Origin of the sequence: Lysinibacillus sphaericus, assembly GCF_006864135.1 — a bacterium.
In the GTDB taxonomy this organism is placed as follows: Bacteria; Bacillota; Bacilli; order Bacillales_A; family Planococcaceae; genus Lysinibacillus.
On sequence record NZ_SADV01000002.1, the window covers coordinates 151,508 to 167,190 of the forward strand.

A 15,683-nucleotide genomic window follows, 5' to 3' on the forward strand; every position below is an offset into this window, starting at 1 on the left:
GTACAACATTCCTACTAATCGTTCATAAATATAACATTTTTATAGACTGAAAGCAATTACACCTTAGCGTAATTGCTTCCGAATTTTGAAATGAATTTGGGCCTATTTGATATATTCAACATTATTCATTTTTTTGTCGTTGTTTTGGCACTAATTATCGTATTGATTAATGAGCACTTGTCGAGGTTTACTACCCTCTGAAGGCCCGACAACACCGCGTTGTTCCATTTGATCGACAATACGAGCAGCTCTCGAATAGCCGATACGGAATCGGCGTTGCAACATCGAAACAGAGGCCGTCTGCATACTCACAACTAACTGTACAGCCTCATCAAATAATTCGTCTGTTTCCTCTAAAATTGTCTCTTCTTCGGTCGGAATCATTTCCTCCTGATACTGTGCTTTTTGCTGTTCTATAACAAAGCTAACAACTGACTCAACTTCTTGATCTGATAAAAAGGCACCTTGCACACGTTTCGGTTTAGATGCACCGGCAGGTAAAAACAGCATATCGCCTCGACCGAGTAAACGTTCTGCTCCACCCATATCTAAAATCGTTCTAGAATCGATTGCTGATGAAACCGCAAAGGCAATACGCGAAGGAATATTTGCTTTAATAACACCTGTCAATACATCAACACTCGGTCGTTGGGTTGCAATAATTAAATGAATCCCTGCTGCACGTGCCATTTGTGCTAAACGTGTAATAGAATCCTCTACATCACTTGAGGCAACCATCATTAAGTCTGCTAACTCGTCTACAATTACCACAATATAAGGTAATTTCGGATGTTTTTCATCCGTTTGCTCATTAACTTTTTGTACATGACCATTGTAGCCTTCGATATTACGAGTACCTGTATGCGAAAATAGATCATAGCGGCGCTCCATTTCAGCCACAACTTTCTTTAGCGCCTGAGACGCTTTACGAGCATCCGTAACAACTGGTGCCAGTAGATGAGGTATTCCATTATACACATTTAACTCCACCATTTTCGGGTCTATCATCATTAGCTTTACCTCATGCGGTTTTGTACGCATTAGGATTGATACGACAATACCATTTATACACACACTTTTCCCACTACCCGTCGAACCTGCAACAAGTAAATGTGGCATTTTATTGAGCTCGGCGAGTACTGCTTGTCCAGTAATATCACGACCTAATGCAACTTGTAATAAAGCTTCTGGCTTGGCACCATCTTTAGACTCTAACACTTCCCGCAATGTAACAATTGCTACCTCACTATTTGGTACTTCAATGCCAATCGCAGACTTCCCTGGAATAGGTGCTTCCATACGAATATCCTTTGCAGCAAGTGCTAAGGCAAGATCATCCTGTAAATTTACTATTTTACTTACTTTCACGCCTATATCCGGTAATATTTCGTATTTCGTTACAGCTGGGCCTAAATGAACCTGCGTTACTTTTGCTTTTACACCAAAGCTTTGCAACGTTTGCTCAAGCTTTTTCGCATTGGCCTGAATGACAGAATATTCGCCACTTTGGTCATGCTGTGGCGGTAATTGTAATAGATTATAAGACGGTAGTTGATAATCTGCATTTTCTACAGCATCTGCCCCTTCGATATGGACATCATCAACCATATCTCCATGTTCAATATCTTCATTTTCAGCTGTTGCATATTCTTCTCGTTCATGAGATACATTTTGAGTAAAGGCAGAGATGATTGGTTCATAAGAATTTTCATCTTCTTGTACCTCAGGCTCCTGTTCGACAGCTGCGATTTCATCCTTGCTTTCTACTTTTGAACGGCGATTTTTAGATTTCTTTGGCATATTTTTTTTCTTTTCACGATGTTTCTTTTGCCATTTCCCAAAAAGGTCAGGCATTTTTTCTGCTAAATATGGAACAAGCGCCTTTCCTGTTACTAAAATTAAGCCGATAAAGAAGATAACCCATGCAACGACCTTCGCACCTGTTGCCTCAAATAATACATGTAGAGCGCTGAATAACAGTGCACCAATCATACCTCCGCCAAGTGCGTTACTTCGATGGATAATACCCTCTGAATTAATTAATATTCGCCAAGATTCTCGCAACACAGAGTCTGATAATAAACCACCAGATTTTGATAATTGTTCAAAAAGAATACCGTGACTAAAAATTGTTAAACTCATAACAATGAGGAGCATCCCTAATATGAGACGATCATAAATGCTTACTTTTTTCCGCCCAATCATCAGTAATAACGCAACAAATATAAGCATAAATGGCACAGCAAAATGTAAATTTCCTAAAAGAAACATTGCAATTGTTTGGAGAACACGTCCAATCATGCCATATTCAAAAATCATAATAACCGCTAATGCAATGAAAATAAGTCCTAAAATTTCATACATAAGTGGATGCATTTCTTTTTTTTCTGTAGACGTTTTACCTTTCGTGACTTTTCTTTTTTTACTAGTCGCCATCTATTTCACCTTCTTTTGTAATCCATTCTATATATGTAGCGAATAATATCATGTAGAACTTGTTTATTTCAAAAAATAGACTCATCACCATAACGTGTCGTTAATCTTCGTTCCGGCTGGGCTTTCCTGGAGGCGTCAGCCGGAACGGAAATCTACTCTCTTATCCATTTTGCCTTGGCGTAATTGTGGCTGTCGCTACAAATAAACAATGCGTCCAGATTTTGCATTGTGCTCAGGCCTGCAATAGGGCCGACACGAAGTTGGTCATTTCGGTAATGCCACAGGACACGGCATTTTTACCGATGCAGGTTCAGAGGTGGGAGCCTTCTACTCAATGGAAATAAATGACATACGTTTTAACAAATATCATTCTTACCATTTAGGTTCGAGCCAAAAAAAGGATTTTCCACCGTTTACATTCGGTTAGAAAATCCTTTTTCATTCAACGATGATCTTTCATTTTTAATATTCCATAATGATTGGGATAATCATTGGGCGGCGCTTCGTTTTTTGGAATAAATACGTATTCAGTGTATCTCGAATTTCTTGTTTAATGTTTGTCCATTCAAATGTATCTTTACCAACGTATTTTTCAATAACAGTTTTCGCAATCTCAGAAGCTTCTACCATCAATTCTTCTGATTCGCGTACATATACGAAACCACGCGATAAAATTTCTGGACCAGATGCAATTTTCTTTTGAGCACGGTTTAACGTTACAACAACAATGAAAATACCATCCTGCGATAATAACTTACGATCGCGAAGTACAATATTGCCTACATCCCCAACACCAATACCGTCTATTAATACATTACCAGCTTGTACACGGCCACTCATTCGCATTTTACCATTTTTATATTCTACAATATCCCCTTTATCGGCGATAAAAATTTGTGATTTTTGCATACCTAGTTGTTGAGCAAGCTTAGAGTGAGCAATAAGCATACGGTACTCACCTTGCACAGGGATAAAGTACTTCGGTTGCATTAAGTTTAGCATTAATTTTAAATCCTCTTGGCTACCGTGACCCGACACATGTACATTTTTGCTAGATGTTAGAATTTCAGCGCCTGCTTTTGCAATAGAGTTCATCGTATTAGCCATCTGTACTTCCATACTAGGAGATGGTGTAAAAGTAATTAATACGGTATCATCTTGCTTAATTTTAATGTCTCTGTGATGTTTGCGGACGATTTTCTCTAATGCATCAAGTGGCTCCCCTTTATTACCTGTAGCAATAATAATAATCTCATCATCTTGATACTTTTGCATTTCTGAAATAGGGATGATTGTACCTTCCTCAGCCGTTAAGTAACCTAGCTGTACACCTAAATCCACAGCTTTCTCTAAAGGTTTTCCTACGATGACTACCTTACGGAAAGACTTTTGAGCTTGTGTAAATACTTGTTGAATACGAATAAAATTCGATGCATAAACCGCAACTAAAATACGACCTGGTGCTGAATGGAATGTTTTTGATAATTGCTCTTCAATGACAATCTCAGATGTCGTATAACCTGGTCGCTCAGCTTCACTCGACTCAGATAATAGAATAAATACGCCTTCTTCTCCTAACTGAGCCATTTTTGCTAAATCAGGCTTAAATTTACCTGTCGCTGATTGATCGAATTTAAACTCCCCTGTATGAACAATTGCTCCTTCAGATGTATGGAACACTACCCCTAATGAATCGGGAATACTATGTGTTGTATGGAAGAATGTCACATACGTTGAGTTAAAATTCATACGACTACGGTTTGTAACTTCAAAGAATTTCACCTGATGTGGTGCAGGCAATTCCTTTAAATGTTCCTTTGCAAGTGCAATTGTTAATTTTGATCCGTACACTGGCGCTTTCACTTTTTGTAATACATAGGCAATCGAGCCAATTGCATCTTCATGACCATGTGTTAAGAAAATCCCTTTCACACGATCTTTATTTTCTTCTAAATACGTAATATCCGGAATTACGATATCAATGCCCAGCATTTCGTCTTCAGGGAACATCAAGCCGCTATCCACTACAAATAGCTCTTCGTCAATTTCTACTACGTACATTGCTTTCCCAATTTCGCTCACGCCACCAAGTGGGATGATGCGAATTAATTCATTTTTCTTTTTTGTCAATTTATTTCCTCCTAAAAAATATCCCGAACAGCAACCACTTAAGATTTATTATACGGTTTGCAAAGCTTTTGCACAAATTAAAAATTCAACTTTCATGAAGGAAACAGAAATTTTTTGCTAATTTTATTACTAATAGATGGAAAGCTGGTTGAGTATGTAGCATTGTGAAAGGTCTAATTTTTGTCTTTTATTTAGCAACGTAGCTTTTGGAAATGGGGTATATCGTGGATTGTAAGCCTTTCTCTGTAAGGTTGTTCTAGCGCTTAAGCGGATTTCAGTCTTACTTGAGCAGTTCTCTTTCCTACCCGAGCGGATACTATCTTCCATGAGGGGGGGCATCCCTTCGAGCAACGATCTTATTCTTCTATATTTTTAACAAAAGAAAAAAGACCGTAAACAAACTAAAAAATCTCACGTTTGTTTACGGTCTGAGGATTTAACTAAAGGTACTTATTTTTCTAAAGCTTTTCGCTTTTTCTTGATACGTATCCCAAATTCGGTCAAAGTTTGCTTTTTCTTCATCTGTCATTTCCATCATTGGCAGACGAACATTAAGTGTATCAAAGCCTAATTTTGTCATCGCGTATTTTACAGGCGATGGGTTTGGCTGTGCGAACAACGCACGTACAAGTGGTAATAATGCTCGGTGAATTTTGGCTGCTAGCTCGTGATTTCCTTCTTCAAACGCTTTAATCATTAATTGCATATCATTTCCAACAACATGAGCAGCAACAGAAATAATTCCTGCTCCGCCTATTGCTAGTAGTGGGAGTGTTAAACCATCATCCCCACTATAAACGAAGAAATCATCATCTGAATCAACATTCTCAATAATATCGCCCATTTGATCTAAATTGCCACTCGCTTCTTTAATCCAGGAAATATTAGGGATTTTACTTAAAGCAACGGAAGTTTCATAGGCAACATTGATGCCTGTACGTCCTGGCACGTTATAAAGCATGACAGGCAAACTTGTTTCTTTTGCAATTGTTTCAAAATGCGCAAAAATACCGCGTTGATTTGGCTTATTATAATATGGTGCTACAAGCATGATACCATCTGCACCATTTTCTTCAGCCTTGTGCGTCATTGCAATAGAGTAAGCAGTCTCGTTATCCCCTGTACCTGCAATTACAGGTACACGGCCTGCTACTTTTTCTACTGTAAAGCGTACAACTTCAATTTTTTCTTCTGTGGACATAGTTGGGTTTTCAGAGGTTGTGCCACATGCGACAATACAATCTGTACCATTATCAATCAAATAATTAATAATACGTTCTAGTTCTGGATAATTAATCGTGCCATCTTCTTTGAACGGCGTAATCATCGCCGTTCCAATTCGACCTAAATTCATCCTTACACCCCTCTTATAGTAAGTTATCCTCCAGCATTGCTTCTGCAATTTGAATAGAGTTTAATGCAGCGCCTTTTAAAAGATTGTCAGAAACGATCCATAGGTGGAATCCTTTTTTATTGTCTAAATCTTGACGGATGCGTCCTACATAAGTAGCATCTTCCCCTTCTGCATAGATAGGCATTGGGTAAGTTTGTGTTGCGATATCATCTTGTAATACTACTCCAGATGCACTGCGTAATACTTCAAAAACCTCCTGTACCGTTGCTTCTTTTTCTACTTCAATATAAACAGATTCAGAGTGTCCTGAAACGACTGGCACGCGAACACAAGTTGCTGCTACTTTTAGTTCTGGTGCATGCATGATTTTCTTCGTTTCATTAATCATTTTCATTTCTTCGTATGTAAAGCCATTGTCTGTAAATTTATCAATTTGTGGAATGACATTACGAGCGATTGGATAATGACGTTTGTCGCTGCCAGAAGGTAAAATATTTGCTTCTACATCCTTACCTGCATCCCAATTTTCACTTTGTGCCTTTAATTCTTGAATAGCAGAAATACCTGCACCTGAAACGGCTTGGTATGTTGATACAATAATTTTAGTTAAGCCAAATGCATTACGAATAGGTTCAAGTGCAGCCATCATTTGAATTGTAGAGCAGTTTGGATTCGCAATAATCCCTTTATGCTTAGCAAGATCGCCACGATTTACTTCAGGCACAACTAGTGGTACCTCTGGATCCATGCGGAAATGGCTCGTATTATCGATTACTACGGCACCACGTTTTGCCGCTTCTGGCGCCAGTACCGCTGATACAGAACCACCAGCTGAGAATAAAGCGACATTGACGCCTACAAAAGCTTCAGGTGTCGCTTCTTCAATTGTATATGTCTTACCATTAAATTCGATTGGTTTCCCTGCTGAACGTGCAGAAGCTAAAAATTTTATATCTCCGATTGGAAAATTCCGTTTAATTAGCTGTTCCATCATTTTTGTGCCTACTGCCCCTGTTGCTCCAACAACCGCAACTGTTAACTGCTTTGTCATCTGTCATCTCTCCTTGAATACATGTTCCATAATGTGTGCTATTGTATCACAAAAATACTGAAAATTGTGTGTAATTCGTGAATTATTTGAAATATTGTATAAACAGTGGTTGTAATTGTTTTTTCTCCGTAATTGCTTCATGTACAGTTGCGACCATTTGATCAAAATCAGCAATCAAGGAATTTGGCTTGGAATGCGGGGAGTCCTGCCCGAATGGAATAAAGTAAATGTTTTTAGCATTTAGCAGCCTCATAATATTCATACCATTTAAGCCAAGCGCATCATTTGTTGAGATGCCTAGGACAACAGGAGAACCGTTTCGCAATGTTGCCTTAGCAGCCATCAATACTGGACTATCTGTTGCTGCATTAGCAAATTTACTAATACTATTGCCAGTCATCGGCGCTATAACCATCGCATCCAATGGATTGGATGGTCCGAATGGTTCTGCCTCTTTAATAGAGGATATTACCTTTTCACCAGTCAATTCCTCTATTTTTGCAATCCACTCCTCTCCGGTACCAAAACGCGTAGCCGCATGTAACACAGAATGCGTAATTATTGGAATAACTGTTGCTCCTGCATCTTTAAAGCTTTGAATTTTAGGTACTACATCCTCATACGTACAGTGCGAGGCTGTAATACCTAAACCAATTCGTTTACCCGTTAGCAATTTTCTTCCTCCTCTATTGCCTTGCACAATATTGTAGCTGCATCATGTGCAAAGTATTTCCCAGGTAATGATGGCAATAGTACGTACGTTTGTAATTGTTCAGCGTCTATATCTAAACAGCCCGGCTCTGAAGCCAAATCATATAGGACAGCTGGGACATGATCTAGGAATGATTCTGTAATCCATTTAGCTGGAATCGTATTGATAAAAATCCCATCATTAATTGACCATTTGCGGTCGTCTAAATTCGTAGCTTTATAACCATATGCCTTTGCTTCACTCACTTGTACAACTGAACGCGCAACTATATGGACATTAGCGCCCATCTTGACGAGTAAAGAGGCAAGCATTTTGGCTGTGCGTCCAAAACCTGCGATCGTAAAGTTTTGTCCGTGAATGCATTTTTGCTCGAGTCCGTAAAACGTGGCGATAAACCCTTCGGCTGTTAATCTTGCGTTTTGCCAAATAAAAGATTCTTGTTGTAAATAACAATTTGTTTCATTTTTCTCAAGCAATTGCTTCCAATGCATAGTCAAACGCCCTGTATAAAACTTAACTTGGGATATCCCATAAAGCTGTTCCACTTCAATTTTTAGTGGCAGGATGGGAAGAACAATTCTATTTGGTTGGAATTCTAATACAAGCTTATTTAACTCTTCATTCCAAACTGATGTTCTTTTATAAAATACTGTTCTCGATGGGCTTCTTAGCATAGTAGCTAATTCCTTTAACCTTAGATCCTCACCGATAACAAGCCATTTTTCATTTTCCAAAAGCTCACCTCACTGTAAAAATTCTGACTGTACCGTCGTTGTTTTGTTAAATAAAATTCGATCTTCTCCAATTAGTATAATTTCATGCCAAGGTATCATTTCACTAACTTTTACTTTCTTTTTTTGGAATGGCAATTTATCTTTAACAATCTCAAAACCATGAATCTTTCCTGTTTGCACATCTAATAGACATTCTGTATGTGCCAATATACCAAAATGTACGCCACCCTCAATTTGAATTAACTCTTTATCCACCATCTCTGATAGTAGCATGCCTCATCTCCCTCCTTGAACCGTTACCCCAATATATGCCGAGTTTTTGCAATTCGTGACCCTTACCCAAAGTATGAAAATATTGCAATTATTCTTCAGTCCGTGTATAGTGTATATATACAGTTGTGTGAGGTGAGAAATTTGTGCATATTCATTTAAGCAATGCCAGTGATAAACCCATCTATGAGCAAATAACCGTACAGCTTAAGGAAGCGATACTGGCCAATAAATTACAAGCAGGTGATGCACTACCATCTATCCGTGCACTTGCAAAGGATTTAAAAATTAGCGTTATGACAACGAAGCGAGCTTATGCTGATTTAGAGCGAGATGGATTTATTGAAACAGTAGCCGGAAAAGGAAGTTTTGTTACAGAACGAAATCAGGATTTTCTACGCGAGGAATTATTACGTCAAGTTGAAAAACATATGCAACTGGCAGTGAAAACGGCCAAAACTGCAGGGCTGACAAAAGAGGAATTACAGGAGTTACTTTCATTAATTTTGGAGGAGGACAACTAAATGAATGCTATTGAAGTTTATGATTTACAGAAAAGCTTTGAAGGGTTTTCTCTTAATGATGTAAGTTTTTCAGTACCTCAAGGCACTGTCATGGGTTTTGTAGGAGAAAACGGTGCTGGGAAGTCTACTACAATTAAATGCATACTTAACTTACTTAAAAAAGAACATGGCGAAATTTTGCTATTTGGTAAGGATGTTGTCGAACATGAATTATCGATAAAAAACGACATCGGTGTGGTTTTTGACGATTTACATGTGCCTGAAACGCTCAATGCGACGCAGCTCGACAAATTTATGAAAAAAGTATTTAAAACATGGGATTCAGGCTATTATTTTGAACGATTAGCACAATTTAAAATTCCAGTGAGGAAGAAGGTAAAAGAATTATCTCGAGGAATGAGGATGAAGCTGTCCATTGCATTAGCCATGTCGCATCATCCAAAGCTATTAATTTTAGATGAACCTACGAGTGGGCTAGATCCAATTATTCGTGATGAAATTCTCGATTTGTTTTTAACGTTTATGCAGGATGAAACACATAGCATCCTATTTTCTTCTCATATAACAAGTGATTTAGAAAAGATAGCTGACTACATTACATTCATTCATAATGGGGAAATTTTATTTAGCGAAAGTAAAGATGTGCTTGTCTATGAGTACGGCATATTTAAAGGAAATAATGAAGAAGTAAGTGTAATACCAGAACATGCCATTATAAGAAAACGTAATGGCACCTTTGGAACAGAAGCTTTAGTTTTAAAAAATGAAGTAAATGAGGTATTCTCCCTTGAAAAGCCATCTATAGAAGATATCATGCTATTTTATGTGAAAGGTAGTGTTTGAACATGACAAGTCTTATCTTAAAAGATTTAATGACGATTCAACGTCAACTAAAAACACAGGCTTTCGTGCTAATTTTCTTCCTATTTATATCAACTTTTATGCAACAAGGGTTAATGCTCTTTACAATAATTATATCTATCGTCACCTTTCAAACTATAACTGCTCTTACCTATGATGAACAAAGCAGTTGGGATAAATATGCAAATACTTTACCCATTTCAAAAGGGGACATAATACTTAGTAAATATATACTTAGTATCCTTCTTATGCTTTTTGGGCTTATACTCGCACTACCGATTGTCTTTATTATTCATCGTTTTACGAATAACTGGGCATCAGCAGAGTTTTTTCCAACCTTTAGTCTTCTTGTGACATTAGCCTTTTGTATGCTAGCACTTTTATTACCGATCTACATTAAATTCGGTTCTATAAAGGGAAGAATGGTTCTTATTGCTCTTTGCTTCATACCTGGTTTTTTATTTGGTCTTTTAAAAGAGTATTTTCCAGATATGACATTACTATTATCCAACTTAAAACAGTATATGTTTTTTGCTCCTTTTGCTGGACTTTTAATCTTATGGTTGTCCTCTCTCATTTCAACCGCAATTTATCAACACAAAGAATTCTAGGAGGGAAAGAGTAAATGCAGGCTTTACTTTTACAAAGAATAATGATCCAAAAATGGTCCATTCTTTTTGCAGTTATTATTTGTACGATCATAAGTTATATGGAAATACCTTTTTTAGATAATCCCGCAATAGTAATATTTGCTGCAGTTTTTTCTGCTTCCATTGTGGAAGGGATCTATAAGGACGATCAAAAAGTAAATTGGGAATTGTTTGTGAATAGTCTACCTTTGACAAGAAAAACACAGCTACAAGCTGATTTTCTATATTGTCACGGCATCGTGATGCTACTTTTTGTTCTAATAGCACCTGCTTATTTTTCACAAACAGCAGCTGACGATAATTTTCCAGAGCATTTTGCCATGTACTTCGCCTATATTAGCAGTGCTTCTTTACTCATCTCCATCCAGTTTTATATCCATCATCTAGAAAAGCGGATGCGTTATTTTAGAATGATAATAGCCATCTTCCTTATTTTTATAATTAATTTCCCTATTCATTACTATTTATCTCAAATAGCGGAAAACTTGATCATTATGTTAATTCCTACACTAATAAGTATACTCATTAGTAATTATATTTTTCGTCAAAGCCATACCTTATATTTAGCAAGAGAGGTTTTTTAAAGCAACAGAATCGAGAAAAGGTTGCCTATTACGGCAACCTTTTTTTAATCTTCTGGGCCGATAATTGAAATGGCTGGCTCAACTTTCAAGATTTTAGCTATTAAGCGATCGATCGATTCCATTGAGACGCCATCGATTGACGCTAATACTTCATCTACTGAACGATGTTTACGATGTACTAACTCACTTGTACCGTTGCGATTCATACGAGCACCTGTCCCCTCTAGACCGAGTACAAAACTACCCTTCAGCTGTTCCTTCGCATTCATAAGTTCTTCCTCTGTCACGCCACCTGCTACGATATCAAGTAATGTCGCATCAATTGTATGTTGAAGCTGTGATAATTGTTGACGACTTGTACTACCATAAATCGTAAATGCTCCAACATCCGCATAACAAGATTGGTAAGAAAATATTGAATAGGCTAAACCACGTTCTTCGCGTACTTCTTGGAACAAACGAGAGCTCATATTACCACCAATAATATTATTAAGTGCAATAAAGCTATACATATCTGGATCCTTTACACCAATTGCTGGATAAGAAATAGCCAAATGCGCTTGCTCCGTATCGCGAGTTTTAGAAACCTCTCCTGGATAAAAATGAGGATTCGAAAGCACAGGCTCAACCGCAAGTGGAGATGGCTGATATTGGCCAAATAAGTCTTCAATTGTTTGCATGAGCTTCGCAGAAATATTTCCCGCTATTGAAATAACAACTGATTCTGGACCATAATGTTTAGCCATGTAATTACGTATCATATCTGCTGTAAATGTTTTTAAAGTAGCCGCAGTTCCGAGAATTGGACGACCTAGTGCGTCGTTTGGATACATGACGCCCCATAGCTTTTCATGAACATCGTCATCAGCTGCGTCTTCACTCATTAATATTTCCTCTAGTACCACTTGTCTTTCCTTCTCTAACTCTTCCCCTGCAAACGTAGAATTAAAGAACATATCAGCTAATATTGTAACTGCAAGCTCAGCATGATGGTCTAAAACCTTTGCATAATAACAAGTGTTTTCCTTGGATGTAAAGGCATTTAATTCTCCACCAATTCGGTCAAATTCTTCAGCAATTTGGCGAGCTGTTCGCGTTTTTGTCCCTTTAAAAAGCATATGTTCTATAAAATGCGTAATACCATTTTCCTCAGGTAGCTCATAACGAGATCCTGCATTAACAAAAATGCCAAGCGCAACAGATCTTACATGATCGATTTGCTCAGACACAATACGCACACCATTCTGACATGTATGTACTTGTACCAAAAAATCTCCCCCAATTTATCTCTGGTTCTACATCAAAGGTATAATGTGGGGTCATCACCAAAACGTGTGGTTGATTTCCGTTCCGACTGGGCGCTTTATTGCTGCCGCTTCGCTTTCGCACAGAGCGAAGCTTCCCCCAAAATATCCCTTATAGAACCATTTTCCTTATATTTGATTTAAAAAAGGCTGCGCATTATACGCAGCCTTTTCTACAATTTATTATTTATCTTGCTCAGCGCGTTCTTTTTCCTCTTGGATAACTACTTTACGAGATAAATTCACACGACCTTGCTTGTCAATTTCAATAACTTTTACAAGTAATTGATCGCCAAGTTTTAAGACGTCTTCAACTTGTTTTGTACGTTCCTCTTGGATTTCAGAGATGTGAAGTAAACCATCTTTACCTGGGAATATTTCACAGAACGCACCGAATTTTTCAATACGTTTAACTGTTGATAAGTAATACTCGCCAACTTTTGCTTCACGTACGATGTCTTCGATAATTTGTTTTGCACGAGCGTTCATTTCTTCGTCTGCAGAAGAGATGTAAATTGTACCATCTTGCTCCGTATCAATTTTCACGCCAGTTTCTTCAATAATTTTGTTAATTTGTTTACCACCAGGTCCGATAACATCGCGAATTTTATCAGGATTAATCTTCACAATAACAATCTTCGGTGCAAATTTAGATAATTTTTCACGTGGGTCTGCAAGAGTAGCAAGCATTGATTCTAAAATGTGCATACGGCCAATTTTAGCTTGTGTTAATGCTTCTTCTAAAATATTACGTGATAAACCATCAATTTTAATGTCCATTTGAAGTGCTGTTACACCTTTAGCTGTACCTGCAACTTTAAAGTCCATATCTCCAAGGTGGTCTTCCATACCTTGAATATCCGTTAAAATAGAGTAGTGTTCTCCTTTTTTAATAAGACCCATTGCAATACCTGCTACAGGTGCCTTTAATGGCACACCAGCATCCATCATCGCTAACGTTGAAGCACAGATAGAAGCTTGAGATGTAGAACCGTTTGATTCAAGTACTTCCGATACACAACGGATTGTATATGGGAATACAGATTCATCTGGAATAACCGCATCAAGAGCACGCTCTCCTAATGCACCATGCCCGATTTCACGACGACCTGGTCCACGAATTGGGCCAGTTTCCCCTACAGAGAATTGAGGGAAGTTATAGTGATGCATAAAGCGTTTTGATTCTTCTACACCTAAACCGTCGATAATTTGTACATCCCCAAGTGCACCTAATGTACAAATAGAAAGGGCTTGTGTTTGTCCACGCGTAAATAATGCTGAACCGTGTGTACGTTGCAATATGCCTGTTTCAGAAGAAAGTGGACGGATTTCGTCTAACTTACGACCATCTGGACGTACTTTATCTTCTGTAATCTGACGACGTACTTCGTCTTTAACCATTTTATCTAGAATTGTATAAACTTGCTTCATTGTTACATCATCAGCTTCTTGCTCTTCATAAGAAGCAATAACACGGTCTTTTACCGCTTTAATAGCCTCATCACGTGCATGCTTTTCAGCAGTTTGAATAGCATCATGCATGTCAGTCTCACAAGCTGCTTTTATATCTGCTTGAATCGCTTCATCAATTTCAAATAATGTTATAGATAATTTTTCTTTTCCTACTTCTGCAACGATTTGCTCTTGGAAAGCAATAATTTTTTGGATTTCTTCATGACCGAACATAATGGCTTCTAGCATTATTTCCTCTGGTACTTCTAGTGCACCTGCTTCAACCATGTTGATAGCATCCTTGTTACCTGCTACAGATAAATGGACTGTTGATTGATTAGATTGTTCCACTGTTGGGTTCACGATAAATTTACCGTCGATATATCCAACTTGTACACCTGCAATCGGTCCGTCGAATGGAATATCTGAAATAGCTAACGCTATTGATGAACCAAGCATTGCAGCCATTTCAGACGTACAATCCGGATCGTTAGACATGACCATCGAAATCACTTGTACTTCATTACGGAAACCGTCTGGGAACATTGGACGAATTGGACGGTCTATTAAACGGCTTGCTAGTATTGCTTTTTCAGATGGACGTCCTTCACGCTTAATAAAGCCACCAGGAATTTTACCCGCTGCGTATAAACGTTCTTCGTAGTTTACTGTTAATGGGAAGAAATCAAGTGGCTTCGGTGATTTTGACATTGTTGCAGTTGAAAGTACAGATGTATCACCATAGCGTACTAATACGGCCCCATTTGCTTGTTTTGCTAACTGTCCAACTTCGATTACAAGTGGACGGCCAGCCCATTCATAGGAATAGACTTTCTTTTCGTTCATTCAATGAACCCCTCTCTATTATAAAAACACTTACTTCGTCTGTATGTACTAATAGTAAGTGTACCAAAAATGCTTGTTCTATGCTAAATATTTCATCAAATAATCATACATTTAAATTCAGTTATTGCCAATTTATTTAGGATTTATTTCTGTATTCGATTGAAACCAAGTTTTTTTGCTTGAATTTCGTGTCATATATGCTTTTTTCGCAATAGTAAAGTTAATGTCTTCTTAATGTTTATAAACATAAAGAAAAAGCGGGATTAATCCCGCTTTTAGATCGACAATTAGCGACGTAAGCCTAAACGAGTGATTAGTTCACGGTAACGTTGTACGTCAGTTTCACGAAGATATTTTAATAGGTGACGACGACGACCTACCATTTTAAGAAGACCACGCTCAGAGTGGAAATCTTTTTTGTGTGTACGTAAGTGAGTATTTAGAGCGTTGATTTCCGCTGTTAATACTGCAACTTGTACTTCTGGAGAACCAGTGTCACTTTCGTGAGTACGGTACTCAGCAATAATTTCATTTTTACGTTCATTTGTAATAGCCATTTGTATGGACCTCCTAAATAATTGTTAATCGCCATTAGCACAGTAAACGTTGGAGTCATCGATATACCGAGCTAAGGTTAAGCATATTATGCACTTATGAATGTTACCATAAATCAAAAGGTCAAGCAAGTGTTAACATAAGCACCTATTCATTGGCTAAAGCAGATTTGATTTACATTAATAAACTTTATTTGAAGTCTCTGTTAGATCTCAATAAA

14 protein-coding genes are annotated in these 15,683 nt (G+C 37.8%); 4 read left to right on the top strand and 10 right to left on the bottom strand.

Features of this window, described 5'->3' with window-relative positions; genetic code table 11:
• Nucleotides 1-150 precede the first annotated feature (150 nt).
• The 7 genes from C7Y47_RS03025 to C7Y47_RS03055 all read right to left on the bottom strand — a co-directional run bounded on the left by C7Y47_RS03025 (nt 151) and on the right by C7Y47_RS03055 (nt 8,690).
• Nucleotides 151-2,436: an FtsK/SpoIIIE family DNA translocase gene (locus C7Y47_RS03025; protein WP_142507421.1), complete on the bottom strand. Its 2,286-nt coding sequence runs from the start codon at nt 2,434-2,436 to the stop codon at nt 151-153.
• Between the two features lie 462 nt (nt 2,437-2,898).
• The gene (locus C7Y47_RS03030) at nt 2,899-4,566 is read right to left on the bottom strand and encodes a ribonuclease J (protein ID WP_142507422.1); all 1,668 of its coding nucleotides are present in this window, start codon (nt 4,564-4,566) and stop codon (nt 2,899-2,901) included.
• A 436-nt stretch (nt 4,567-5,002) separates the two neighbouring features.
• Nucleotides 5,003-5,920 (bottom strand): 4-hydroxy-tetrahydrodipicolinate synthase, encoded by a 918-nt coding sequence (gene dapA, locus C7Y47_RS03035; protein WP_142507423.1) that lies wholly within the window; start codon nt 5,918-5,920, stop codon nt 5,003-5,005.
• Nucleotides 5,921-5,933: 13 nt separating this feature from the next.
• Nucleotides 5,934-6,971: an aspartate-semialdehyde dehydrogenase gene (locus C7Y47_RS03040; protein ID WP_142507424.1), complete on the bottom strand. Its 1,038-nt coding sequence runs from the start codon at nt 6,969-6,971 to the stop codon at nt 5,934-5,936.
• An 82-nt stretch (nt 6,972-7,053) separates the two neighbouring features.
• Nucleotides 7,054-7,644, bottom strand: a complete 591-nt coding sequence (locus C7Y47_RS03045; protein ID WP_142507425.1) for a dipicolinate synthase subunit B — start codon at nt 7,642-7,644, stop codon at nt 7,054-7,056.
• The gene (locus C7Y47_RS03050) at nt 7,638-8,417 is read right to left on the bottom strand and encodes a dipicolinate synthase (protein WP_142507426.1); all 780 of its coding nucleotides are present in this window, start codon (nt 8,415-8,417) and stop codon (nt 7,638-7,640) included. The genes C7Y47_RS03045 and C7Y47_RS03050 overlap by 7 nt, the downstream gene beginning before the upstream one ends.
• 9 nt (nt 8,418-8,426) lie before the next feature.
• Complete coding sequence (locus C7Y47_RS03055) at nt 8,427-8,690, bottom strand: YlmC/YmxH family sporulation protein (protein WP_132357391.1); 264 nt, start codon at nt 8,688-8,690, stop codon at nt 8,427-8,429.
• 143 nt (nt 8,691-8,833) lie between these two features.
• Here C7Y47_RS03055 and C7Y47_RS03060 point away from each other — a divergent pair, with 143 nt between their 5' ends.
• The 4 genes from C7Y47_RS03060 to C7Y47_RS03075 are packed head-to-tail and all read left to right on the top strand — an operon-like array spanning nt 8,834 to nt 11,306.
• On the top strand, nt 8,834-9,211 hold the full coding sequence (locus C7Y47_RS03060) for a GntR family transcriptional regulator (RefSeq protein ID WP_142507427.1): 378 nt from the start codon (nt 8,834-8,836) through the stop codon (nt 9,209-9,211).
• Entirely contained in the window at nt 9,212-10,054 is an 843-nt protein-coding gene (locus C7Y47_RS03065; RefSeq protein WP_142507428.1) for an ABC transporter ATP-binding protein, read from the top strand. It abuts the gene before it with no gap.
• Between the two features lie 2 nt (nt 10,055-10,056).
• A complete protein-coding gene (locus tag C7Y47_RS03070) occupies nt 10,057-10,683 on the top strand; it encodes an ABC-2 transporter permease (RefSeq protein ID WP_142507429.1) in 627 nt (208 codons plus the stop codon).
• A gap of 14 nt (nt 10,684-10,697) precedes the next feature.
• On the top strand, nt 10,698-11,306 hold the full coding sequence (locus C7Y47_RS03075; protein ID WP_142507430.1) for an ABC-2 transporter permease: 609 nt from the start codon (nt 10,698-10,700) through the stop codon (nt 11,304-11,306).
• Nucleotides 11,307-11,350: 44 nt separating this feature from the next.
• On the opposite strand, the gene C7Y47_RS03080 is transcribed toward C7Y47_RS03075, so the two are convergent.
• From C7Y47_RS03080 to rpsO, 3 genes are all read right to left on the bottom strand, one after another.
• Nucleotides 11,351-12,574: a M16 family metallopeptidase gene (locus C7Y47_RS03080; protein ID WP_142507431.1), complete on the bottom strand. Its 1,224-nt coding sequence runs from the start codon at nt 12,572-12,574 to the stop codon at nt 11,351-11,353.
• A gap of 219 nt (nt 12,575-12,793) precedes the next feature.
• Complete coding sequence (gene pnp, locus C7Y47_RS03085) at nt 12,794-14,908, bottom strand: polyribonucleotide nucleotidyltransferase (RefSeq protein ID WP_142507432.1); 2,115 nt, start codon at nt 14,906-14,908, stop codon at nt 12,794-12,796.
• A gap of 287 nt (nt 14,909-15,195) precedes the next feature.
• On the bottom strand, nt 15,196-15,465 hold the full coding sequence (gene rpsO, locus C7Y47_RS03090; RefSeq protein ID WP_142507433.1) for a 30S ribosomal protein S15: 270 nt from the start codon (nt 15,463-15,465) through the stop codon (nt 15,196-15,198).
• Nucleotides 15,466-15,683 lie beyond the last annotated feature (218 nt).